Origin of the sequence: Streptomyces sp. DSM 41931 (genome assembly GCF_050271085.1) — a bacterium.
Classification (GTDB): domain Bacteria; phylum Actinomycetota; class Actinomycetes; order Streptomycetales; family Streptomycetaceae; genus Streptomyces; species Streptomyces albogriseolus.
In genome coordinates, this window is record NZ_CP189902.1 from 4,759,325 (window position 1) to 4,781,812 (window position 22,488).

The window sequence follows — 22,488 nt, forward strand, 5'->3', positions numbered from 1 at the left end:
TCGAAGCCGGGGTCGAGCAGGTTCTTGGTCGTGCTGGTGGTCACTGGCAGGCCTCGCAGGATTCGGGGTTCTCGAGGGAGCAGGCGACGGCCTCGGGGTCGGCCGGCTGCTGGACGGGCACGGCGGCGCGGGCCGCGCGGGCGATCCGGGTCGCCGGGCGGGAGCGCAGGTAGTAGGTGGTCTTCAGCCCCTGCTTCCAGGCGTAGGCGTACATCGAGGAGAGCTTCCCGATGGTCGGCGTCTCCAGGAACAGGTTGAGCGACTGCGCCTGGTCCAGGAACGGGGTGCGGGCGGCGGCCATGTCGATCAGCCCGCGCTGCGGGATCTCCCACGCCGTGCGGTACAGCCGCCGTACGTCCTCGGGGACCCACGCGAAGTCCTGCACCGAGCCGTTTGCCTCGCGCAGCGCCTCCCGGGTGCGCGCGTCCCACACGCCGAGCCGCTTGAGATCGTTCACCAGGTACGAGTTGACCTGGAGGAACTCCCCGGACAGCGTCTCGCGCTTGAACAGGTTGGACACCTGCGGCTCGATGCACTCGTACACGCCGGCGATGGACGCGATGGTCGCGGTGGGCGCGATCGCCAGCAGCAGCGCGTTGCGCAGGCCCGTGGCGGCGATCCGGGTCCGCAGCGCCTCCCAGCGCTCCGGCCAGGCGAGCTCGACGCCGTAGTGGTCGGGGTGCAGCACGCCCCGCGCGGTACGGGTCTTCTCCCAGGCGGGCAGCGGCCCGTGCCGCTCCGCGAGGGCGGCGGACGTCTCGTACGCGGCGAGCATGATCCGCTCGGCGATCCGGGTGGACAGCGCCTTCGCCTCGGGGGAGTCGAAGGGCATCCGCATCCGGAAGAACACGTCCTGGAGCCCCATCACGCCCAGACCCACCGGGCGCCAGCGGCTGTTGGACCGGGACGCCTCCTCGGTCGGGTAGAAGTTGATGTCGACCACCCGGTCCAGGAACGTCACGGCGGTGCGGACCGCCGCGTCCAGGCGCTCCCAGTCCATGCCGTCCGCGCCGGCGAAGGCCGCGAGGTTGACCGAGCCGAGGTTGCAGACCGCCGTCTCCCCGTCGTCGGTGACCTCCAGGATCTCCGTGCACAGGTTGGAGGAGTGGACGACGTGGCCCGGCTCGGCGGTCTGGTTGGCGGTGCGGTTGGCGGTGTCCTTGAAGGTCATCCAGCCGTTGCCGGTCTGCGCGAGGGTGCGCATCATCCGGCCGTACAGCTCGCGGGCCGGGAGCGTCCTGCGGGCCAGGCCCTTCGCCTCGGCGGCGCGGTAGGCCGCGTCGAACTCCTCGCCCCACAGGTCGACCAGCCCGGGCACGTCCACCGGGGAGAACAGCGACCACTGCGCGTCGTCGGCGACCCGGCGCATGAACTCGTCCGGCACCCAGTGCGCCAGGTTCAGGTTGTGCGTACGGCGGGCGTCCTCACCGGTGTTGTCGCGCAGTTCGAGGAACTCCTCGATGTCCGCGTGCCAGGTCTCCAGGTAGACCGCGGCCGCGCCCTTGCGCCGGCCGCCCTGGTTCACGGCGGCGACCGAGGCGTCCAGCGTCTTCAGGAACGGGACGATGCCGTTGGAGTGGCCGTTGGTGCCGCGGATCAGCGAACCCCGGGCGCGGACGCGGGAGAAGGACAGGCCGATGCCGCCGGCGTGCTTGGAGAGGCGGGCGACCTGGTGGTAGCGCTCGTAGAGGGAGTCCAGCTCGTCCCTGGGGGAGTCCAGGAGGTAGCAGGACGACATCTGCGGGTGGCGGGTGCCGGAGTTGAACAGCGTGGGGGAGGAGGGAAGGTAGTCCAGCTGGCTCATCAGCCCGTAGAGGGCGGCGACCTCCTCCAGCGCCCGCTCGCTCTCGTCCTCGGCGAGCCCGCAGGCGACCCGCAGCAGGAAGTGCTGGGGCGTCTCGACGACCTTGCGGGTGGCGGGGTGGCGCAGCAGGTAGCGGCTGTGCAGGGTGCGCAGCCCGAAGTAGCCGAACCGGTCGTCGGCGTCCGTGTCGATCAGCGCGTCCAGCCGGGCCGCGTGGAGCCGGACGAAGGCGGCGGTGCGGTCGCCGATCAGGCCCTCCCGGTGCCCGGCGGCCACCGAGCCGGTGAACGAGGTGACGCCCTGCGAGGCGGCCTCGGCACGGATGCCGAGGGTCAGCAGCCGGGCGGCGAGCCGGGAGTACGCGGGGTCCTCGGAGATCAGCCCGGCCGCCGCCTCGGTGGCCAGGTCCCGCAGCTCCGCCTCGTCGGCGGCGGCGGACCGGCCGCGCAGCGCGGCGGCGGCCACCCGGCCGGGGTCGGCGTCGGGCAGGTCGGCGGTCAGCTGGGTCAGGGTCCGCAGCAGCGCGGCCCCGGGGCCGTCACTCTCCTCGGTCACGCGGGTCGCTGAAGCCGGATCGGCTGGCGCGATGGTCACGTGGGGCTCTCCCTCGCTCGGCACGGGGGCCTCGAAGAGCGCAGGGGGCAGCACACGAACGCACACGGCGTCGCGTCCACCGGCCCATTCCGCGAGGCCCGGACGTCAGGGCACCCGGGACCGGAAGGGCCGGGCGCACTGTCGGCAGGTCCTCGGACTGACTCCCGTGCGCGCCCGTGGGCAGGCAGGGGTACACCGTTGCGGGACAGTTCCGGATTCGCACCGGATTCCCCTGCGGCGACAGCGAGCATGAGCATACATCTTGTGCCGGGTGCCGCCAGCACCCCCATATGTTGTGTCGGACCGGTGTCAGAGCGTCAACTCGTAGGTGAGGAGCATGATGTCGTCCAGCTCCGGCAGCGGGTTCCAGTCCCGGTCCGGGGTGCGGGTGAAGCCCAGCCGCTCGTAGATCCGGTGGGCGGAGTGCATGGTGCGCTGGGTCGACAGCACGATCTGCCCGCACCCCTCGATCCCTCGTGCCCGGTCGACACAGGCGCGCACCAGAGCCTCCCCGGCCCCGCGGCCCCGGCCCGCGCGGGCCACCGCCAGCATCCGTATCTCCGCCTCGCCCGGCCCCGCTATGTCGGCCATCGGCCCGGGCCCCGGCACGAAGGTCACCCCGCCCAGCAGCGTGCCGTGCTCCACGGCGACCAGCACCTCGGCGGCCGCCGCCCGCTTCGCCACGTCCCGCAGCTCGCCCAGGTAGGCGTCGCTCTCCCCGAAGTCCAGCAGCCCGTCGCCGAGATAGGCCTGCGCGGTGATCTCACCGAGTTCCGCGTGTTCGCCGGTCGTCGCCGGCCGGATGACGATGTCCATGCGGGGGAGTCTGCCGCACGGGTACGGCAGCGGGCCGCCGGTTTTCCACCGGCGGCCCGCTGCCTCGTACGCGACGGCGTCAGTGCGCGCTGCCCGCCGTGGCCGGCGGGAGCTCCACCTGGACTCCGGGGTCGCCCGAGTCCGCCGTGTAGTCCTCCGGCTTGGTCTGGTCGATGCCCTCGGGCGCCTTGAGAGCCCGCATGACGAAGGTCAGGACGACCGTGACCACCACGTTGATCACGAAGGCGGTGAGACCGATGTAGCCGATCTCCCCGATGCCCGGGATCTCCTTGGCGGACCCGCCGAAGTGCTTCTGCGTCGGCGACGCCACCCCGTACGCGGCGACCGTGCCGTAGATCATGCCGACCGCCCAGCCGCCGATCAGCGCCCAGCGGTGGAACCAGCGGGTGAACAGGCCGCCCACCAGCGCAGGGAAGGTCTGCAGGATCCAGATGCCGCCCAGCAGCTGGAAGTTGATTGCGACGGTCTTGTCCATGGTCAGCACGAAGACCAGCGCGCCCACCTTCACCAGCAGGGACACGATCTTGGAGACCGCGGTCTCCTGCTTGGGCGTCGCGTCCGGCTTGATGAAGTCCTTGTAGATGTTGCGGGTGAACAGGTTCGCCGCCGCGATCGACATGATCGCCGCCGGCACCAGCGCGCCGATGCCGATCGCCGCGAAGGCCACCCCGGCGAACCAGTCCGGGAACATGTTCTCGAACAGCTGAGGGATGGCCAGCTGGCCGTTCTGCACCTTCACCCCGGCCGCGATCGCCATGAACCCGAGCAGCGCCAGCAGGCCCAGCATCAGCGAGTACAGCGGCAGGATCGTGGTGTTGCGGCGGATCACCTCACGGCTGCGGGAGGACAGCGTCGCGGTGATCGAGTGCGGGTACATGAACAGTGCGAGCGCCGAGCCCAGCGCCAGCGTGGCGTACGTCCACTGGCCCGCCTCACCCGGCACCAGGGAGCCGCGCGGCGCACCGGTGGCCGGGTTGGTCTGGCTGTACGCCTCCTGCGCGGAGGCGAAGATCTCGTCGAACCCGCCCAGCTTGATCGGGATGTAGATGATCGCCACCGCGATCACGATGTAGATCAGCGTGTCCTTGACGAACGCGATCAGCGCGGGCGCCCGCAGCCCCGACGAGTAGGTGTACGCGGCGAGCACGCCGAAGGCGATGAGCAGCGGCAGGTCCTTGATGAACCAGTTGGTGTTCTCGCCGCCGCCGACGCCCATCACGTCCAGCACGGCCTGGATGCCGACCAGCTGCAACGCGATGTACGGCATCGTCGCCAGGATGCCGGTGACCGCGACGGCCAGCGACAGCCCCTTCGAGCCGAACCGCCCGCGCACGAAGTCGGAGGTCGTCACATAGCCGTGCTTGTGCGACACCGACCACAGCCGGGGCAGGAAGGTGAAGATCAGCGGATACACGAGGATCGTGTACGGCACCGCGAAGAAGCCGGCCGCGCCCGCCGCGTAGATCGCCGCCGGGACGGCCACGAAGGTGTACGCGGTGTACAGGTCGCCGCCCAGCAGGAACCAGGTGACCCAGGTGCCGAACGAGCGCCCGCCCAGGCCCCATTCGTCGAGGGTGTGCTCGTTCGCGGCCCTGCGCCAGCGCGCGGCCAGGAAGCCCATCACGGTGACGAGCACGAAGAAGAAGATGAAGACGGCGAGTGCCACGCCGTTCACGCCGTCGTTCACTGCTCCGCACCGCCCTTCCGGTTCGAGCGGGCGCGCTGGTCACGCTGCCAGAGCTGGTACGCGACCATCGTCAGCGCGGTCGAGATCAGCACCCACAGCATCTGGTACCAGTAGAAGAAGGGGATGCCGATGAACACCGGGTCGGTCTTGGCGTAGGAGCCGACCCAGAGCATGGCGACGAATGGTGCGAGCAGGCAGATGCCGATGACGACGCGCATGGGCGTCACCACCGGCTCCGGTGTTGTTTGCGGGGTTTGCGACATCAGACGGCTCCCGTCCCCTCACTGATCGCCGACGTTGGCTCGCGGCAATGTAGGTGAGGGCGCGGGACGGTCGTAACCCCCCGTAGGAGGGGCGGTATGCAGCAGCAGCGCAACCGCAAGGCAACAGCAACGAAAATCCTGTCAACCACCCGGTCTGTCGGGTTTTGCGGACGCGCGGCCGGGCCGCACCGGCGGTCTGCCGGGCTCAGTCCTGGGGGCGCTTGAGGCGCGCGACGAACTTGTACCGGTCGCCCCGGTACACCGACCGCACCCACTCCACCGGCTGCCCGTCCCGGTCGAGCGAGTGCCGGGACAGCATCAGCATCGGCAGACCGACGTCGGTGCCGAGCAGGCCCGCCTCGCGCGGCGTGGCCAGGGACGTCTCGATGGTCTCCTCGGCCTCCGCGAGACGGACGTCGTACACCTCGGCGAGGGCGGTGTAGAGGGAGGTGTACTTCGTCAGGCTGCGGCGCAGGGCCGGGAAGCGCTTGGCGCTGAGGTGGGTCGTCTCGATGGCCATCGGCTCGCCGTTGGCCATGCGCAGCCGCTCGATGCGCAGCACCCGGCCGCCGGCGGTGATGTCGAGCAGGCCGGCGAGCCGGTCGTCGGCCGTGATGTACCCGAGGTCGAGGAGCTGCGAGGTCGGCTCGAGCCCCTGGGCGCGCATGTCCTCGGTGTACGAGGTGAGCTGGAGCGCCTGGGAGACCTTGGGCTTGGCGACGAAGGTGCCCTTGCCCTGGATCCGTTCCAGACGGCCCTCGACCACCAGTTCCTGGAGCGCCTGGCGCACGGTGGTGCGCGAGGTGTCGAACTCGGCCGCCAGCGTGCGCTCGGGCGGGACCGGCGTGCCGGGGGGCGCGGTCTCGGTCATGTCGAGCAGGTGTTTCTTCAGCCGGTAGTACTTAGGCACGCGCGCCGTACGGACCGCGGTCCCGCCCTCGTTCTCCGCACTGCTGACGTCGGTGCTCATGCTCTGCCTTCCCGGCTCCGGCTGCCGAAGCGGCCGACAGACCGTCGGCCACGGCTGACATCGTGGCACGGCTCCGGGCGGGGGCGGACCCTCGCACGCTCCGTGATCCCTTTTGTATACCCCTGTGACCAGCGATGGTCCAGACCACGGGCGGTGGTCAGAGCCCCTGCCACCCCGGCTTGTTGGCGTAGGTGTGCCGGAAGTAGTCGGTGAGCTTCAGCTTGGAGGCGGCGGCCTCGTCGACCACCACGGTGGCGTGCGGGTGCAGTTGCAGCGCGGACGCCGGGCACACCGCCGCGACCGGGCCCTCGACGGTGGCGGCGACCGCGTCCGCCTTGCCCTCGCCGGTGGCCAGCAGCACCAGGTGCCGGGCCTCCAGGATGGTGCCGATGCCCTGGGTGATGACGTGGTGCGGCACCTGGCCGATGTCGCCGTCGAAGAAGCGGGCGTTGTCCACCCGGGTCTGCTCGGTCAGCGTCTTGATCCGGGTGCGTGAGGCGAGCGAGGAGCACGGCTCGTTGAAGCCGATGTGCCCGTCGGTGCCGATGCCGAGCAGCTGGAGGTCCACGCCGCCGGCCTCGGACAGCTCCCGGTCGTAGCGCTCGCACGCGGCCTGCACGTCCTCGGCCGTGCCGTCGGGGCCCAGGAAGGCGTCCATCGGGATGCCGAGCGGCTCCAGGACCTCGCGCCGCAGCACCGAGCGGTAGGACTCGGGGTGGTCGGCGGGCAGCCCCACGTACTCGTCGAGCTGGGCCACCCGCGCACGGGAGGCGTCCACGGCGCCGGCGCGGACCTTCGCCGCCAGCGCCTCGTAGACGGGCAGCGGAGTGGAACCGGTCGCCACGCCGAGCAGGGCGTCGGGCTTGCGTCGCAGCAGCCCCGCCATGGCCTCGGCGACGAGCTCGCCTCCCGCCTTGGCGTCCGCAACGATGACAACTTCCACGGTGGGCCTGCCGATCTTCCGGTGGACTCGACTGGGACGGGCCCCGGACGCCGGGGCCATGTGGTTTAGACCAATCTCAATCTAGCAGAGGGCCGCCCGCCCGCCGAGGTGGAACCGGCACCCGGGGCAAACCGCTCCCCGCGCCCGGGTGCCCCGAAATCGTGGCGTCCGACCGGCCCCGCGGGCGCCCCTGTCGGGTTAGGCTGCGTGGTGGACCCGCCTGCGTCCGGCGCGACGCGGGGCGAGGGTCGAGGAACGCCTTGCACGACGCATTTACAGGCGCAGTGGTCTAGTCCACAATGCGTAGCAGGACACACAGACCTGCCTTCCCCGCACAGGAAGGCGGACCGAGGATCCGAGGCTCTCTGCCCTGACTGCCCCGGCTCCTCATCCTTCGGCCGACCGGGACCGCACACCCCGCCGGCCGATATTGCTCCGGGCTGCGGTGCCGGGAGGGTTGAGGGTCCCTCCCAGGCGCCGCGGCCCGCGGGTGTTTCGGGGGCGCGCAAACACACAGGTACGCTCGCTGACGTGCCCTCCATGAACGAACTCGTACGCCAGCACACCGCCCTCGACGACACCGACCTCGAGTGGCTCCACCTGCTGGTCTCGGAGTGGCAGCTGCTCTCCGACCTCTCCTTCGCCGACCTGGTCCTGTGGGTCCCCACCCGCGACGGCACGCGCTACGTCTCCGTCGCCCAGATGCGGCCCAACACCGGCCCGACCTCCTACCAGGACGACATGGTCGGCCATCTGGTCCCGCGCGGCCGCCGGCCCATGCTGGACGCGGCCCTGGACGAGGGCCGGATCGTGCGCGAGGGCGACCCGGAGTGGCGCGAGGAGGTCCCGGTCCGCGTCGAGTCCATCCCGGTACGCCGCGAGGGGCGGGTCCTCGGCGTCATCGCGCGCAACACCAACCTGCTCACCGTGCGCACCCCCAGCCGGCTGGAGCTCACGTATCTGCAGAGCGCCTCGGACCTGGCCCAGATGATCGCGGCGGGCGCGTTCCCGTACGCCAACCAGCAGCTGGAGATGGACGCCTCGCCGCGCGTCGGCGACGGCCTCATCCGGCTCGACGCCGACGGCGTCGTCCAGTACGCCTCGCCCAACGCCCTGTCCGCCTACCACCGTCTCGGCCTCGCCGCGGATCTGGTGGGCCATCACCTCGGGCAGACCACCGCCGAACTGGCCCCCTCGCGCGGGCCGGTGGACGAGGCGCTGGCGAAGGTCGCGAGCGGCTGGGCGCCCCGCGAGTTCGAGATCGAGTCCGACGACGGCGTCATCCAGTTCCGCGCGATCCCGCTGAAGCCGAAGGGCACCCGCATCGGCTCCCTGGTGCTGCTCCGGGACGTGACCGAACTGCGCCGCCGCGAACGCGAGTTGATCACCAAGGACGCCACCATCCGGGAGATCCACCACCGGGTGAAGAACAACCTCCAGACGGTGGCCGCCCTGCTGCGGCTCCAGGCCCGCCGGATCGGGTCGGAGCGCGGACGGGCGGCGCTGGAGGAGGCCGTGCGGCGGGTCGGGTCCATCGCCATCGTCCATGAGACGCTGTCCCAGAACCTGGACGAGCGGGTGGAGTTCGACGAGATCGCCGACCGGGTGCTCGCGATGGTCGCCGAGATCTCCCCGGGCAAGGTCGCCGGCCGGCGCTCGGGCCGCTTCGGGATACTCGACGCCGAGGTGGCCACGCCGCTGTCGATGGTGCTGACCGAGGTGCTGCAGAACGCCCTGGAGCACGGCTTCCGCGAGGGCGAGACCGGCACCGTCGAGGTGTCCGCGGTGCGGGGCGGCACCTCACGGGAGGCGCGCCTGCTGGTCACGGTGCAGGACGACGGGGTGGGTCTGCCCGAGGGCTTCGACCCGCACACCGCGGGCAACCTGGGCCTGCAGATCGTACGGACGCTGGTGGAGGGGGAGTTGGGCGGCACCTTCGACATGGTGCCGGCGCCGGAGCGGGGGACCCGGGTGATCCTCGACATCCCGGTGCAGGCGGACTCCTGACCGCCGAGGCCCGGTGCGCTCCGGGACAGCAAAAGACCCCGGACCGGGGTCCGGGGCTGATGCTCGTTCCTTCGCTTCCCCCTGCCCGATGGGCTCGGACGCCGGGGGAACTTCGCGCTGCGGCTCGGGGCGGGAGATGCGTGTGCGCCGTCCACGGAATCATCCGGACGGGCGCACACGCGCCGCCAAGCTCAGGCTGTTTGCTGGGGCGGGGTCGTCAGGCGGAGGCCTGACGCGCCCGGTTGCGGGCAGCGCGGCGCTTCATCGCGCGACGCTCGTCCTCGCTGAGACCACCCCAGACGCCGGAGTCCTGACCGGACTCGAGCGCCCACTGCAGGCACTGCTCGATCACCGGGCAGCGGCGGCAGACGGCCTTGGCTTCCTCGATCTGCAGCAGCGCGGGACCGGTGTTGCCGATGGGGAAGAAGAGCTCGGGGTCTTCCTCGCGGCAAACGGCGTTGTGACGCCAGTCCATGGCTGCTACCTCTCCTTGGTATTACTGCAGGTGCTTGTGAATGTGAACGCTTTCACGAATCCCCCGACAAGGGAAGGGCCGACTGCCAGGTTCCCTGGCGTGGTCCTTGGTTTGAAGGGGGGTTCCGGTGATCTGTGGAGGCCGGTGTTGCGGGCCGTCCCGATCGCCAAGAAGAGACTCGCAAACCTCGGCGGCGGATACAACCCCTTCCGAAAAGTTTTTTTTGATTCTTCGGTGTCGACTAGGTCACAGCCGTACTTCCATGGGGTGGACCCTGGCCTAAACGTTCGACTGAAAGGACTTTCGCCCTTTCTGCTCACACAATCACACGCAGTGCACGGCGAACGCCTGTGAACGTCACGCTGGTGCGCAGCCCGAGGTGGTCACCGTCCATCTGAAGGGGCAGTGGCACCTTCGAATGCAAGGTGAAGCGTGTCAGATCGTGCCGCGTCACGGCGTGCTTGCCGCGGGGGCCCCGCTCCGGGGACGAAGTGAGCAACTGCGTGCCATACCGGGCAACCGCGGGGGTGGACATCCGGGTGAGACCGAAGAGATCGAGTCCCGTGTCGAAGGACGCCTGGGGCGAGGCGTAGATCGGGCGGTTGCCGAGGAACGTCCACGGCGAGGTGTTCGAGACTATGGACAGCACCAGGTCCTCGACCGGTTCCTCGTCCACGAGGTCCAGCGTGATCATCCCGTGGCGGCGGTGCGGGTCGCCCAGCAGCTGACGCACCACCTGGCGCATGTAGAGGGCGTGCGTCGACCTCCGGCCCCGCTCCCGCTGCTGCTCCACCCGGCCGACCACACCGGCGTCGAAGCCCAGCCCCGCGTTGAAGGTGAACCAGCGGGCGGGCACCGCCTCGTCCTCGGTGCCCGGCGTGCCCGAGGTCAGCCCCAGGCCCACCGTCCGCTCCCGGCCCTCGCGCAGCGCGTCCAGCAGCACGCCGGTCGCCTCCACGGGCTGGTTGGGCAGGCCGAGGGCGCGGGCGAAGACGTTGGTGGAGCCGCCGGGGACCACGGCGAGACCGGGCAGGCGCTCCGGGTCGGGGCCCGCGTGCAGCAGGCCGTTGACCACCTCGTTCACCGTGCCGTCGCCGCCCAGGGCGACCACCAGGTCGACCTCGCCGCTCTCCGCCGCCTGCCGGCCCAGGTCGCGGGCGTGCCCCCGGTACTCGGTGGTCACCGCGTCGAGTTTCATCTCGCTGGCGAGTGCGTGGATCAGCACGTCGCGCGTGCGCGCACTGGTGGTGGTTGCCGCCGGGTTGACCACGAGAAGTGCACGCATGACGTGCAGGGTACCTACTGAGCGGTACCCGGCCCAGACCGAGGTCCCGCCCTGTGGACGGCGCGGGGCGTGAACCTCGCCACGGGACGGCTCCCCGGCGGCGGCTACCCTGCAGGGGTGAGCAGCGAGCAGACCCCCGTCACCAGCCCCGCCGGCACCGGCGCCCGTCCGCGCCGCCTGACGTACGCCGCGGCCCTCGCCGCGCTGGAGGGGCTCGCGCTGGTCGTGGGGGGCGTCTGGCTGCTGGTGCTCGGCGTCGCGGGCGAGCCGGACGACCGGCAGCAGGCCGTCACCGGCGGGGTCACGCTGATCGCGCTGGCGCTGCTGCCGCTGCTGGCCGCCCGCGGCCTGTTCGCCCGGCGCGGCTGGAGCCGCGGGCCCGCCGTCATCACGCAGATCATGGCGCTGCCGGTGGCCTACAACATGCTGACGTCCGACGGCGCGGCCGTCCCCGCCGGCATCGTGCTCGCCGTCGTCGCCGTGACCGCGCTGGTGCTGCTGGTCAACGCCGAGACCACCCGGGCCCTCGGTATCCGCGGACCCGGGAACGCGGGCGACGCCGCGAAGTGACGCGCCGCGCCGCCGCCTACTCCTCGACGAGCAGCTTCTCCCGCAGCTGGGCCAGGGTGCGGGCCAGCAGCCGGGAGACGTGCATCTGCGAGATGCCGACCTCCTGCGCGATCTGCGACTGGGTCATGTTGCCGAAGAAGCGCAGCAGCAGGATCCGCTTCTCGCGCGGCGGGAGGTCCTCCAGCAGCGGCTTGAGCGACTCCCGGTACTCCACGCCCTCCAGCGCCTCGTCCTCCGCGCCGAGGGTGTCGGCGACCGCCGGGGACTCGTCGTCGGTGTCGGGGACGTCAAGGGACAGCGTGGAGTAGGCGTTCGCCGACTCCAGGCCCTCCAGGACCTCCTCCTCCGAGATCGCCAGCTTCTCGGCGAGCTCGTGCACCGTGGGGGAGCGGCCGTGCAGCTGGGACAGCTCCGCCGTGGCCGTGGTGAGCGCCAGCCGCAGCTCCTGGAGCCGCCGCGGCACCCGCACCGCCCAGCCCTTGTCGCGGAAGTGCCGCTTGATCTCGCCGACGACCGTCGGGGTGGCGTACGTGGAGAACTCCACCCCCCGGTCCGGGTCGAAGCGGTCGACGGACTTGATCAGACCGATGGTGGCGACCTGGGTCAGGTCGTCCAGCGGCTCACCGCGGTTACGGAAGCGGCGCGCCAGGTGCTCGACGAGCGGCAGATGCATCCGCACCAGACGGTTGCGCAGCTCCGCGTACTCCGGGGTGCCGTCCTCCAGGGTGCGCAGTTCGAGGAAGAGGGCGCGCGCCCCGCTGCGGTCCTGCGGGTGGTGGTGCGCGTGCGTGCCCGGCACACCCGGTGTGCTCCGTGCGCCGGAGGCAGGCGCCGCCTGCTCCTCGGCCTCTCGCTCGTGCTCGCTCATCGTCCCGCCCGTCGCCCTTCCCCGAGCGCTCGCCTCGTCCCCCGCCACCGGCTCGGCCGGCGCGGGGGCACCCCCGCCGGGAGCGGCCGGCCCGGCCGCGGACGGGTCCCGCACGGCACCGCCGGCCTGCCCGCCGCCCGGACGGACGTCCCCCGCGGAGTCGTCCTCCGGATGCGGCCGGGCCTGCTCGGGGATGCCGTCGATGCCGTCCGGCGCGCGCTCGGCCGGAAGCTCCCGTGTGCCGCGTTCTTCGTCCCGCACCGGCCCGTCCTCGCTCCTCACGCCGGCCCGGGTCCCGCGCCGCGCTGTTTGTAGAGGCTGATCGACACGGTCTTGTCCTCGTCCACGGCCGAGGAGACCTTGCCCGCGAGCGCGGACAGCACGGTCCAGGCGAAGGTGTCCCGCGAGGGGGCGTGGCCGTCCGTGGTGGGCGCCGAGACGGTGACCTCGAGCGAGTCGTCGACGAGCCGGAAGACGCAACTGAGCACCGAGCCCGGCACGGCCTGCTGCAGCAGGATCGCGCAGGCCTCGTCGACCGCGATGCGCAGGTCCTCGATCTCGTCGAGGGTGAAGTCCAAACGGGCCGCGAGGCCGGCCGTGGCCGTACGCAGCACCGACAGGTAGGCCCCCGCGGCCGGCAGCCGGACTTCCACGAAGTCCTGGGTCGCGGGCTCGCCTGCGATCTGGGACACCCTCACCTCCAAGGTGGTACAAGCGTTTCAGGGCCTGTGTTCGCCCCCGGGCAACGCGCTACGTGGTTCAGCGGTGACGCTATCGCGCTCCCGGCCGTCCTGTCGCCGGGACCCCGACCCGTTGCTGTCACTCATAGTAAAACTGCGAACACGCTCCGTGGCTAGGGGTCTGCGACGGCCAAATGGGAAGAGCGCGCGCCGCATTGACGTACCCAGGCGCCGGACCGCCGAACCGTCCGGCACCGTGGTCCCGCCACGTCACACCAGCACGTGGTCGACGAAGCACCAGCGCCAGTCCTCGCCCGGCTCGTGGGTCCGCATCACGGGATGGCCGGTCTCCCTGTGGTGCCGCGTCGCGTGCCGGTGCGGCGAGGAGTCGCAGCAGCCGACGTGGCCGCAGGTGAGACAGAGGCGCAGCTGCACCGGATCGGTCCCCTCCCGCAGACACTCCGGACACGTCTCACCGAGCGGGACCGGTTCCGGGTGCGGCAACGCCTCGACGTGCGTGCACTGTTCCATGATTGCCAGATTACGTCGGTCGTGCGGACGGCCGCGCGGAAAAACGAGGGTGGGCCCGACATGGACGTGATACCTCTGCTGCTGCTGGTCGCGGGCAGCGCCACGGTGGCCGCCGCCGCCCGGCGGACGCCGGTGCCGCCGCCGCTGGTGCTGGTCGCGGCGGGACTGGTGGTCTCCTACGTCCCCGGCGTGCCCGGCTACGCCCTCGACCCGCACGTCGTGCTGCCGCTGATCCTCCCGCCGCTCCTCTACACGGCGGCCGTGGACAGCTCCTACCTGGACCTGCGGGCGCAGCTGCGGCCGGTGGCCCTGCTGTCCGTCGGGTACGTGCTGTTCGCGACGCTCGCCGTCGGCTGGGTGCTGTACCTGCTGGTGCCCGGGCTGCCGCTGACCGCGGCGCTGGTCTTCGGCGCGGTGGTGGCGCCCCCGGACGCCGTCGCGGCGACGGCGGTGGCCCGCAGGGTCGGCCTGCCCTCGCGGATCACGACGATCCTCCAGGGCGAGTCGCTGTTCAACGACGCCACCGCGATCACCGCCTTCCGGGTCGCCGTGGCCGCGTCCGTCGGCGAGGGCGTGAGCTGGGCCGGGGGCGTGGGCGAGTTCCTGCTGGCCGCCGTCGGGGGCGTGGCGGTCGGCCTGGTGCTGATGGCGCCGCTGCACTGGCTGCGCACCCACGTCCGCGAGACGCTGCTGCAGAACACGCTCTCGCTGCTCATCCCGTTCGTCGCGTACGGCGTGGCCGAGCAGGTGCACGCCTCCGGGGTGATCGCCGTCGTGGTGGTCGCGCTCTACCTCGGGCACCGCGCGTGGGAGGTCGACTTCGCCACCCGGCTCCAGGAGAGCGCGGTGTGGGGCATGGTCGCGTTCGTCCTGGAGTCGGCCGTCTTCGCCCTCATCGGACTCCAGCTCCCCGTCGTCATGCGCGGGCTCGGCGGGCACGAGGGGACTGCTGCCGCCTGGTACGCCCTGATCGTCTTCGCGGTGGTCGTCGTCGTGCGGTTCCTCTGGGTGTACCCGGCCGTCTGGCTGCCGTGGCTGGTCTCGGCCCGGGTGAGGGCGCGGGAGCGGAGGCCCGGCTGGAAGGGGCCGTTCGTGATCTCGTGGGCGGGGATGCGCGGGGTGGTGTCGCTCGCCATCGCCTTCTCGATCCCGGTCACCGCGGAGGGCGAGGACTTCCCGCACCGGTATCTGCTGCTCTTCCTGACCTTCACCACCGTCATCGGCACCCTCGTCGTGCAGGGCCTGACCCTGCCCCCGCTGATCCGGATGCTGCAGCTGCCCGGGCGCGACCGGCAGGCCGAGACCCTCGCCGAGGCCAACGCGCAGGCGCAGGCGTCCCGGGTCGCCGAGGAGCGCCTCGACGAACTGCTGGCCGACGAGCGCAACGCCCTTCCCGCGCCGCTGGCCGACCGGCTGCGCGGCGTCCTGGAGCGGCGCCGCAACGCCGTCTGGGAGCGGCTCGGGCAGGTCAACCCCGTGACCGGCGAGTCGGTGGACGACACCTACCGGCGGCTGTCCCGGGAGATGATCGGCGCCGAGCGCGAGGTGTTCGTGAAGCTGCGCGACGGGCGCTACATCGATGACGAGATGCTGCGGACGCTGCTGCGCCGGCTGGACCTGGAGGAGGCCGCGGCCTACCGGGAGGCGGAGTAGGCCCCCGCGCGGGCGCGCGGGCTCAGGGGGACGGCCGCCCGGTGATCACCGCGGCGACCGTGCTCCCGCGCGGGAAGGCGCCCTGCCCGGCCAGGGTGACAAGGGCATGAAGCAACTTGGCGACATAGATACGTTCCACGGGGACGCCGTGACGCTGTTCGAAGTCCGCGGCGAACGCCTCCAGGTCCGCCGGCACGCGCGCGTAGCCGCCGTGGTGGAACCGCTCGTCCAGGCTCCACTCCCCCCGCGGCCCGCCGAACGCCTCCGTCTGCAGGGCCCGTATGTCCGCCGTGAGGAAGCCGCCCTTGAGCACCGGTATGCCGAGAGTGCGCGCGCTCCCGGCGAGCCCGGCGGCCAGTCCCGCGAGCGTGCCGCCGGTGCCGCAGGCCACCGCGGCCGCGTCCGCGGCGCCCGCCAGCTCCCGGCCGAGCTCCACGCACCCGCGCACCGCGGCGGCGTTGCTGCCGCCCTCGGGCACGACGTACGCGTCCTCCGCGTCCGCCGCGCGCAGCACGGCCGCGAGGGTCTCCGGATCGGTCTTGCGGCGGTACACCGACCGCGCCACGAAGTGCAGCCGCATGCCGTCGGCCGCGCAGCGCGCCAGCGACGGGTTGAGCGGCCGGTCCGCCAGCTCCTCGCCGCGCACCACGCCCACCGTGCGCAGACCGAGCAGCCGGCCGGCGGCGGCCGTGGCCCGCAGATGGTTGGAGTACGCCCCGCCGAACGTGACCACCGTCCGCCCGCCGGCCGCCGCCAGGTTCGGGGCGAGCTTGCGCCACTTGTTGCCGACCAGCTCGGGATGGACGAGGTCGTCCCGCTTCAGCAGCAGCCGTACCCCGTGCCGCTCGAACCGCGCGTCGACGGCCTCCTCCAGCGGCGAGGGGAGCCGCGGGCGCAGGCCGGCCAGGGCGTCGGGACCGAGGGCGTCGGAGCTGGTCACGCGGGCCATTGTCGCCCGTCAGGGGGGCGCGGTCGCGTGCCGGGCGCCGGTGTTCCGCGTGGGGGGTGTCAGGAGGGCGGAACACCGGTGACGAGCGCCCCGGCGCCGGGTCGCTTCGGACGGTCACGTCGTCCGGGTCACTTCAGCCGGTCGCGGATCCGCTTGCGCATCGACGCCATGGTGAACCCCCGCGGGTCCACCTTGCCCGGCTGCCACTCCAGGTGGCCGATCACCGACTGCTCGTTCCAGCCGTGATGGCGGCAGACCGCCGCCGCGGCCTTCTCGACGGCCTCCAGCTGCGCCGCCGGCCACGGGTCCTTCCCGTCGCCGAGGTTCTCGCACTCGAAGCCGTAGAAGTGCCGGTTGCCGTCGGTGTTCGCCTCGTTGTCCGGCGGGAACGTCTTCTTCTCGGCGATCACCGCCCGCAGCACGTCGTCGTCGCCGAGCCCCGCGTGGTTGGCGCGGCCGTAGCCGACGAGGTGAACCCGGCCGTCCTTGGTGATCACGCCGTGGCACAGCGGGCCCGGCAGACCCGAGTAGCCCCTGCGGCAGATGTCCACCGTCGCGGCGCTGCCCTTGGTCACGGTGTGATGGATCATCACCCCGTGCACCGGCCCCCACGGGCCCTTGTGGTTGCGGTTGTGGTCGCGCCAGTCGCCGACCTCGACGACGGTGAGACCCTCCGCCTTGAGAGCGCGCAGGAACGCGCTCGCGGACATGGGTGGGGCCATGCCGCCCTCCTTCGTACCGGACGACGGCCGCCGGGCGCGGCCGTCTGGTACAGGGGCTATAGCCGGAAGTAGGCCTTTCAAGTACTCGTTCGGCTGCTGTGCGAGCCGATCCGGACAATCTCCTTCCGCCCGGCCGCCGCCGACGGCCGGCCGCTCTGCCCCGCTTCCCCAAGATCCAACCCCGCTCGATCGGGTAATGGCGCGGACACGGTGCGTGAGGAACGCTTGATCACGCACCGCGACGCCCGGCACGGCCGGGCGTGGATCTATTGGGGAGGGCATTTCTCTATGTCGGTAGGCGAAGAGGTCCGCACGGAGCAGACCGGGCAGCAGCAGAGCCTCGGCACAGCGGCGGCGCGGAACCTGGCCACCACGACCAAGTCCGTGCCGCAGATGCAGGAGATCAGCTCCCGCTGGCTGCTGCGGATGCTGCCCTGGGTCGACGTGCAGGGCGGCACGTACCGGGTCAACCGGCGGCTCACCTACGCCGTGGGCGACGGCCGGCTGACCTTCGTGAAGACGGGCGACCGGGTGGAGGTCATCCCCGCCGAGCTGGGCGAACTGCCGGTGCTGCGCGACTACGAGGACGAGGAGGTGCTCGCCGAGCTGGCCTCCCGGTGCCGGCAGCGGGAGATCGAGGCGGGCCAGGTCGTCGCCTCCTTCGGCAGCCCGGCCGACGAGGTGTACCTGCTGGCCCACGGCAGGGTGGAGCGCGTCGGCACCGGCCCCTACGGCGAGGACGAGTCCCTCGGGGTGCTCGCCGACGGCGCCTACTTCGGCGAACAGGCCCTCCAGGACGACGACGCCATCTGGGAGTACACGGCCCGCACCCTCACCGCGTGCACGGTCCTGGTGCTGCCCCGCGACGCGGTCGACCAGGTCGCCGAGCGGTCCGAGACCCTGCGCGAGCACCTGCGCCGGCGGGCCGACGTCCCGCGGCAGCGCACCAACCGGTACGGCGAGAAGGAGATCGACCTCGCGGCCGGCCACAGCGGCGAGCCCGACATCCCGCACACGTTCGTCGACTACGAGGCCCGGCCCCGCGAGTACGAACTCAGCGTCGCCCAGACCGTGCTGCGCATCCACACGCGCGTGGCCGACCTCTACAACCAGCCGATGAACCAGACGGAGCAGCAGATCCGGCTGACCGTCGAGGCGCTGAAGGAGCGCCAGGAGCACGAGCTGATCAACAACCGCGACTTCGGCCTGCTGCACAACTGCGAGTACGACCAGCGGATCCAGCCGCACGACGGGGTACCCGGCCCCGACGACATGGACGAACTGCTCAGCAGGCGCCGCGGCACCCGGCTGCTGCTCGCCCACCCGCGCGCCATCGCCGCGTTCGGCCGCGAGCTCAACAAGCGGGGACTCGTGCCGGAGACCGTCGACGTGGGCGGCAACCGCATCCCCACCTGGCGGGGCGTGCCGATCTACCCGTGCAACAAGATCCCGGTGACCGAGGCCCGCACCACGTCCGTCATCGCGCTGCGCACCGGCGAGGAGGAGCAGGGCGTCATCGGTCTCCGCGCGGCCGGCATCCCCGACGAGATCGAGCCGAGCCTGTCCGTGCGGTTCATGGGCATCAACGAACAGGCCATCATCAAGTACCTCGTCACGGCCTACTACTCGGCAGCGGTGCTGGTCCCGGACGCGCTGGGCGTCCTGGAGAACGTCGAGATCGGCCGCTGGCGGTGACCGTCCTCCGGCTCCCGCCGCGCGCGCCGTGTCCCCGCCCGCCCGGGCGGGTACATCTGGGGGGAACGCGCTCGACGGGTGCGGAAGCGCCGTCCCTCCGTGCCTCCACCGAGTCGGTCCCAGGGGGAAGTCGATGACGGAGTCCATGGCCCGGCCCACGAGGGGCCGCCCGGAGCAGCGCACAGCACGCACCGCTCCCGACAGCGCGCCCCGGCCGGACCGGCACGCCGGGGACGGGCACGAGGCGGCCGCCCTGCTGGAGCGGACCCGGGCCGCCGTCGACCCGGTGCTGCGCACCGCCCTCGGATCCCTGCCCGCCCCGATGCGCCGCGTCGCGCTCTACCACTTCGGCTGGCAGAACGCGGACGGCACCCCGGCCGGCGGAGGCTCGGGGAAAGCGCTCCGCCCCGCCCTGGTGCTCGCGGCGGCCTCCGCGCTCGGCGGCTCCGCCGCCCGGACGGCGGCCCTGCGGGCGGCGGCCGCGGTCGAACTGGTCCACAACTTCACGCTCGTCCACGACGACGTGATGGACCGGGACACCACCCGCCGCCACCGCCCCACGGTGTGGACGGTGTTCGGGGACGCCGACGCGATCCTCGTGGGGGACGCCCTCCAGGCGCTCGCCCTGCGGCTGCTCGCCGAGGACCGCCACCCGGCCGCCCCGGCAGCGGCCGCCCGGCTCGCCCAGTGCGTGGTCGAACTGTGCGCCGGGCAGCACACGGACACGGCCATGGAGCGGCGCGCCCCCGACGAGGTCACCCTGGAGGAGACCCTCGCCATGGCGGAGGCGAAGACCGGGGCCCTGCTCGGCTGCGCCTGCGCCCTGGGCGCGCTGTACGCGGACGCCGGGGACGCGGAGGTGGCGGCGATGGACGCCTTCGGCCGGGAGGCCGGGCTGGCGTTCCAGCTGATCGACGACGTGATCGGCACCTGGGGCGATCCCCGCCGCACCGGCAAGCCGGCCGGTGCGGACCTCGCCGCCCGCAAGAAGTCGCTGCCGGTCGTCGCCGCGCTCACCTCCGGCACCCCGGAGGCCGCGGAGCTCGCCGCCGCGTACACCGCCCCGCACCGGAAGGAGGACGTCGAGGAGCTCACCCGGCTCGTGGAGCGGGCCGGCGGCCGTGACTGGGCGCAGACCCAGGCGGCGGACCGGATGGCCCGCGCGATGCAGGAGGTGGCCCGTGCGGTGCCGGACCCGGAGGCGGCGGGAGGGCTGCTGGCCCTCGCCGAGTTCGTGACCCGGCGCAGCACCTGACGGGACGGCGCAGGCCGTCCCCCCGACCCCGGGGCCACGTCCCGCCGTGCGGACCCTGACCCGTACGGCTCCGTGGTCCCGGACCGGCGGGTCCCGCACTTCCCCACGGTGTGCGGGGCCCGCCCCCTGTTCCCACGCCCGCCCCGGCTAGTCTCAACCCCCGTACGGACAGCGATGGTTGAGGCTAAGGGGCGGACATGGGCGTGGCGATCCGGACGGCCGGCGGGGACGACCGGGAGCTGGTGGTCCGGCTGCTGGACGAGGCGTTCCAGGACGATCCGGTCAGCAGCTGGGTCTTCCCCGGCGTGAAGTACCGGCGTGCGACGCACCACCGGCTCATGGCCGCGTTCACCGACGCCACCCTCGCCGACGGGCGCGTCGACCTCGTCGAGGACGGCTCGGCGTGCGCCCTGTGGATGTCCGTCCCGGCGGAGGACACCGGCCACGGCGGAGCGGCCGGGGGCGAGGACGAGTTCGCCGAGCTGCGCCGGGCCGTCGACCCGGACAACGAGCGGGTGGAGATGATCGGCCGGCTCACCGCGGGCGTCCACCCGCAGGGCCGCGCCCACGAGTACCTGTGGATGATCGGCGTGGCCCCCGGCCGGCAGGGCGAGGGGCTCGGCACCGCGCTGATCGGCTCCGTCCTCGACCGCTGCGACCGCCAGGACCGCGCCGCGTACCTGGAGGCGAGCAGCGAGCGCAGCGTCCGCCTGTACCGTCGGCTCGGCTTCGCGCCCGTCGGCGAGCCCCTGCGTCTCCCCGACGGCCCCCTCATGTACCCGATGTGGCGCGAACCCCGCGCGGCCCGCGCGCAGGACTGACCCGCGGCCCCTGACCCCGCGCACGGACGTCCCGCTCCCCGCCCTCGGTTCTGACACCGCGAACGGGACCTTCGGCCCCCGCCCCGGGACCCGCGCGGGGACCTTTCGACCCATGCGGAGCCGTCCTCCCCCCGCCGATCATGGGCGCGCACCACACATGGGGAGGAAGACGTCCGGTGGACGAGATACACACGCAGCAGCTGGAAGCCGCCGTGGACGAGCGGCCCCGGCCGGCGCCGGAGACGGCCGCGCCCGCGCGGCCGGCCCCGGCGCGCCGGGCCGCCTGGGTGGACTGGCTGACGACCACCGACCACAAGAAGATCGGCACGCTGTACCTGGTCAGCGCGTTCGTCTTCTTCGTCGTCGGCGGGGTGATGGCGCTGATGATGCGCGCCGAGCTCGCCCGGCCCGGCCTGCAGATCATGTCGAACGAGCAGTTCAACCAGGCGTTCACGATGCACGGTTCGATCATGCTGCTGATGTTCGCCATGCCGCTGTTCACCGGCTTCGCCAACTGGATCATGCCGCTGCAGATCGGCGCCCCCGACGTGGCGTTCCCGCGGCTGAACATGCTGGCGTTCTGGCTGTTCCTGTTCGGCTCCACGATCGCGGCGGCCGGCTTCCTCACCCCGGGCGGGGCCGCCGACTTCGGCTGGTTCCTGTACGCGCCGCTGTCGAACGAGGTCTACTCGCCGGGCATCGGCGCCGACTTCTGGATCATGGGCGTCGCCCTCTCGGGCTTCGGCTCGATCCTCGGCGCGGTCAACTTCATCACGACCATCATCTGCATGCGCGCGCCCGGCATGACGATGTTCCGCATGCCGATCTTCACCTGGAACGTGCTGCTCACGGCGCTGCTCGTGCTGATCGTCTTCCCGGTCCTTGCGGCGGCCCTGTTCGCGCTGGAGTGCGACCGGAAGTTCGGCAGCCACATCTTCGACCCTGCCAACGGCGGGGCGCTGCTGTGGCAGCACCTGTTCTGGTTCTTCGGCCATCCCGAGGTGTACATCCTGGCGCTGCCGTTCTTCGGCATCGTCTCCGAGGTGATCCCGGTCTTCTCCCGCAAGCCGATGTTCGGGTACATGGGGCTGATCGGCGCGACCATCGCCATCGGCGGTCTCTCCGTGACCGTGTGGGCGCACCACATGTACGTCACGGGCGGTGTGCTGCTGCCGTTCTTCTCGTTCATGACGATGCTGATCGCGGTGCCGACGGGCGTAAAGTTCTTCAACTGGATCGGCACCATGTGGAAGGGCAGCCTCTCCTTCGAGACGCCGATGCTGTGGACGCTGGGCTTCCTGGTGACGTTCCTCTTCGGCGGTCTGACGGGAGTTCTGCTCGCCTCGCCGCCGCTGGACTTCCACGTCTCGGACACGTACTTCGTCGTCGCGCACTTCCACTACACCGTGTTCGGCACGGTGGTGTACGCGATGTTCGCCGGATTCCACTTCTGGTGGCCGAAGTTCACCGGCAAGATGCTCGACGAACGGCTCGGGAAGATCACCTTCTGGACGCTCACGATCGGCTTCCACATGACCTTCCTGGTCCAGCACTGGCTGGGCGTGGAGGGCATGCCCCGCCGGTACGCCGACTACCTGGCGGCGGACGGCTTCACCGCCCTCAACACCCTGTCCTCCATCGGCTCGTTCCTGCTCGGCCTGTCGATCCTGCCGTTCTTCTACAACGTCTGGAAGACCGCCAAGTACGGCAAGCCGGTCGGCGTGGACGACCCCTGGGGCTACAGCCGCTCGCTGGAGTGGGCCACCTCCTGCCCGCCCCCGCGCCACAACTTCGTCTCCCTGCCGAAGATCCGCAGCGAGTCCCCGGCGTTCGACCTGCACCACCCCGAGGTCGCCGCCCTGGAAGCGAGGCGATGAGC

Annotated in this window: 20 protein-coding genes and 1 riboswitch; of the genes, 7 read left to right on the plus strand and 13 right to left on the minus strand. The window is 71.9% G+C overall.

What is annotated here, in order from left to right:
• Positions 1-40 precede the first annotated feature (40 nt).
• The 6 genes from ACP7TJ_RS22200 to nagB all read right to left on the minus strand — a co-directional run bounded on the left by ACP7TJ_RS22200 (position 41) and on the right by nagB (position 7,098).
• Positions 41-2,398, minus strand: coding sequence for a ribonucleoside-diphosphate reductase subunit alpha (locus ACP7TJ_RS22200; RefSeq protein WP_427764834.1), 2,358 nt, complete (start codon positions 2,396-2,398; stop codon positions 41-43).
• A gap of 126 nt (positions 2,399-2,524) precedes the next feature.
• Positions 2,525-2,692, minus strand: a riboswitch (cobalamin riboswitch).
• A gap of 15 nt (positions 2,693-2,707) precedes the next feature.
• Positions 2,708-3,214 (minus strand): GNAT family N-acetyltransferase, encoded by a 507-nt coding sequence (locus ACP7TJ_RS22205; protein ID WP_427764837.1) that lies wholly within the window; start codon positions 3,212-3,214, stop codon positions 2,708-2,710.
• 79 nt (positions 3,215-3,293) lie between these two features.
• Positions 3,294-4,922 carry a monocarboxylate uptake permease MctP gene (gene mctP, locus ACP7TJ_RS22210; protein WP_427764840.1) on the minus strand — a complete coding sequence of 543 codons (1,629 nt, stop codon included), beginning with the start codon at positions 4,920-4,922 and terminating at the stop codon, positions 3,294-3,296.
• Positions 4,919-5,185, minus strand: coding sequence for a DUF3311 domain-containing protein (locus tag ACP7TJ_RS22215; RefSeq protein WP_176710812.1), 267 nt, complete (start codon positions 5,183-5,185; stop codon positions 4,919-4,921). Before ACP7TJ_RS22215 ends, mctP begins: the two co-directional genes overlap by 4 nt.
• Before the next feature lie 205 nt (positions 5,186-5,390).
• Positions 5,391-6,155, minus strand: a complete 765-nt coding sequence (locus ACP7TJ_RS22220) for a GntR family transcriptional regulator (protein ID WP_093766975.1) — start codon at positions 6,153-6,155, stop codon at positions 5,391-5,393.
• Between the two features lie 157 nt (positions 6,156-6,312).
• Positions 6,313-7,098: a glucosamine-6-phosphate deaminase gene (nagB, locus tag ACP7TJ_RS22225; protein ID WP_367449722.1), complete on the minus strand. Its 786-nt coding sequence runs from the start codon at positions 7,096-7,098 to the stop codon at positions 6,313-6,315.
• Positions 7,099-7,638: 540 nt separating this feature from the next.
• Between nagB and ACP7TJ_RS22230 the strand changes: the two genes are divergently transcribed.
• Positions 7,639-9,105, plus strand: a complete 1,467-nt coding sequence (locus ACP7TJ_RS22230; protein WP_093767051.1) for a PAS domain-containing sensor histidine kinase — start codon at positions 7,639-7,641, stop codon at positions 9,103-9,105.
• A gap of 217 nt (positions 9,106-9,322) precedes the next feature.
• On the opposite strand, the gene ACP7TJ_RS22235 is transcribed toward ACP7TJ_RS22230, so the two are convergent.
• On the minus strand, positions 9,323-9,580 hold the full coding sequence (locus ACP7TJ_RS22235; RefSeq protein ID WP_003992873.1) for a WhiB family transcriptional regulator: 258 nt from the start codon (positions 9,578-9,580) through the stop codon (positions 9,323-9,325).
• A 316-nt stretch (positions 9,581-9,896) separates the two neighbouring features.
• Positions 9,897-10,865, minus strand: a complete 969-nt coding sequence (locus ACP7TJ_RS22240) for a diacylglycerol/lipid kinase family protein (RefSeq protein ID WP_093766977.1) — start codon at positions 10,863-10,865, stop codon at positions 9,897-9,899.
• A 117-nt stretch (positions 10,866-10,982) separates the two neighbouring features.
• Here ACP7TJ_RS22240 and ACP7TJ_RS22245 point away from each other — a divergent pair, with 117 nt between their 5' ends.
• Positions 10,983-11,435: a hypothetical protein gene (locus tag ACP7TJ_RS22245; protein ID WP_266400647.1), complete on the plus strand. Its 453-nt coding sequence runs from the start codon at positions 10,983-10,985 to the stop codon at positions 11,433-11,435.
• Between the two features lie 16 nt (positions 11,436-11,451).
• On the opposite strand, the gene ACP7TJ_RS22250 is transcribed toward ACP7TJ_RS22245, so the two are convergent.
• The 3 genes from ACP7TJ_RS22250 to ACP7TJ_RS22260 all read right to left on the minus strand — a co-directional run bounded on the left by ACP7TJ_RS22250 (position 11,452) and on the right by ACP7TJ_RS22260 (position 13,514).
• Entirely contained in the window at positions 11,452-12,564 is a 1,113-nt protein-coding gene (locus ACP7TJ_RS22250; RefSeq protein ID WP_246532186.1) for an RNA polymerase sigma factor SigF, read from the minus strand.
• Positions 12,565-12,581: 17 nt separating this feature from the next.
• Positions 12,582-12,995 carry an anti-sigma regulatory factor gene (locus ACP7TJ_RS22255; RefSeq protein ID WP_004925829.1) on the minus strand — a complete coding sequence of 138 codons (414 nt, stop codon included), beginning with the start codon at positions 12,993-12,995 and terminating at the stop codon, positions 12,582-12,584.
• Between the two features lie 258 nt (positions 12,996-13,253).
• The gene (locus ACP7TJ_RS22260; protein WP_427764848.1) at positions 13,254-13,514 is read right to left on the minus strand and encodes a UBP-type zinc finger domain-containing protein; all 261 of its coding nucleotides are present in this window, start codon (positions 13,512-13,514) and stop codon (positions 13,254-13,256) included.
• A 60-nt stretch (positions 13,515-13,574) separates the two neighbouring features.
• Here ACP7TJ_RS22260 and ACP7TJ_RS22265 point away from each other — a divergent pair, with 60 nt between their 5' ends.
• Positions 13,575-15,167 (plus strand): Na+/H+ antiporter, encoded by a 1,593-nt coding sequence (locus ACP7TJ_RS22265; protein ID WP_367547469.1) that lies wholly within the window; start codon positions 13,575-13,577, stop codon positions 15,165-15,167.
• 22 nt (positions 15,168-15,189) lie between these two features.
• Here ACP7TJ_RS22265 and ACP7TJ_RS22270 read toward each other — a convergent pair whose 3' ends face one another.
• Both ACP7TJ_RS22270 and ACP7TJ_RS22275 read right to left on the minus strand, forming a co-directional pair.
• Positions 15,190-16,107: a 1-aminocyclopropane-1-carboxylate deaminase/D-cysteine desulfhydrase gene (locus tag ACP7TJ_RS22270; RefSeq protein ID WP_403161706.1), complete on the minus strand. Its 918-nt coding sequence runs from the start codon at positions 16,105-16,107 to the stop codon at positions 15,190-15,192.
• Between the two features lie 137 nt (positions 16,108-16,244).
• Positions 16,245-16,826, minus strand: coding sequence for an N-acetylmuramoyl-L-alanine amidase (locus ACP7TJ_RS22275; protein ID WP_093766982.1), 582 nt, complete (start codon positions 16,824-16,826; stop codon positions 16,245-16,247).
• A gap of 300 nt (positions 16,827-17,126) precedes the next feature.
• On the opposite strand from ACP7TJ_RS22275, the gene ACP7TJ_RS22280 reads away from it, so the two are divergent.
• The 4 genes from ACP7TJ_RS22280 (at position 17,127) to ctaD (ending at position 22,486) form a co-directional block, all read left to right on the plus strand.
• Positions 17,127-18,533 carry a family 2B encapsulin nanocompartment shell protein gene (locus ACP7TJ_RS22280; protein ID WP_093766983.1) on the plus strand — a complete coding sequence of 469 codons (1,407 nt, stop codon included), beginning with the start codon at positions 17,127-17,129 and terminating at the stop codon, positions 18,531-18,533.
• A 133-nt stretch (positions 18,534-18,666) separates the two neighbouring features.
• Positions 18,667-19,788, plus strand: coding sequence for a family 2 encapsulin nanocompartment cargo protein polyprenyl transferase (locus tag ACP7TJ_RS22285; protein WP_266548878.1), 1,122 nt, complete (start codon positions 18,667-18,669; stop codon positions 19,786-19,788).
• Between the two features lie 197 nt (positions 19,789-19,985).
• Complete coding sequence (locus ACP7TJ_RS22290; protein WP_266548880.1) at positions 19,986-20,609, plus strand: GNAT family N-acetyltransferase; 624 nt, start codon at positions 19,986-19,988, stop codon at positions 20,607-20,609.
• Between the two features lie 176 nt (positions 20,610-20,785).
• Entirely contained in the window at positions 20,786-22,486 is a 1,701-nt protein-coding gene (gene ctaD, locus ACP7TJ_RS22295; protein WP_427764854.1) for a cytochrome c oxidase subunit I, read from the plus strand.
• Positions 22,487-22,488 lie beyond the last annotated feature (2 nt).

Coding starts and splice junctions, on each gene's coding strand:
- ACP7TJ_RS22240 (WP_093766977.1), bottom strand. CDS start 10,865: ATGCGTGCACTTCTCGTGGTCAACCCGGCGGCAACCACCACCAGTGCG.
- ACP7TJ_RS22260 (WP_427764848.1), bottom strand. CDS start 13,514: ATGGAACAGTGCACGCACGTCGAGGCGTTGCCGCACCCGGAACCGGTC.
- ACP7TJ_RS22290 (WP_266548880.1), top strand. CDS start 19,986: ATGGGCGTGGCGATCCGGACGGCCGGCGGGGACGACCGGGAGCTGGTG.
- ACP7TJ_RS22220 (WP_093766975.1), bottom strand. CDS start 6,155: ATGAGCACCGACGTCAGCAGTGCGGAGAACGAGGGCGGGACCGCGGTC.
- ACP7TJ_RS22230 (WP_093767051.1), top strand. CDS start 7,639: ATGAACGAACTCGTACGCCAGCACACCGCCCTCGACGACACCGACCTC.
- ACP7TJ_RS22285 (WP_266548878.1), top strand. CDS start 18,667: ATGACGGAGTCCATGGCCCGGCCCACGAGGGGCCGCCCGGAGCAGCGC.
- ACP7TJ_RS22215 (WP_176710812.1), bottom strand. CDS start 5,185: ATGTCGCAAACCCCGCAAACAACACCGGAGCCGGTGGTGACGCCCATG.
- ACP7TJ_RS22235 (WP_003992873.1), bottom strand. CDS start 9,580: ATGGACTGGCGTCACAACGCCGTTTGCCGCGAGGAAGACCCCGAGCTC.
- ACP7TJ_RS22280 (WP_093766983.1), top strand. CDS start 17,127: ATGTCGGTAGGCGAAGAGGTCCGCACGGAGCAGACCGGGCAGCAGCAG.
- ACP7TJ_RS22275 (WP_093766982.1), bottom strand. CDS start 16,826: ATGTCCGCGAGCGCGTTCCTGCGCGCTCTCAAGGCGGAGGGTCTCACC.
- ACP7TJ_RS22265 (WP_367547469.1), top strand. CDS start 13,575: ATGGACGTGATACCTCTGCTGCTGCTGGTCGCGGGCAGCGCCACGGTG.
- ACP7TJ_RS22205 (WP_427764837.1), bottom strand. CDS start 3,214: ATGGACATCGTCATCCGGCCGGCGACGACCGGCGAACACGCGGAACTC.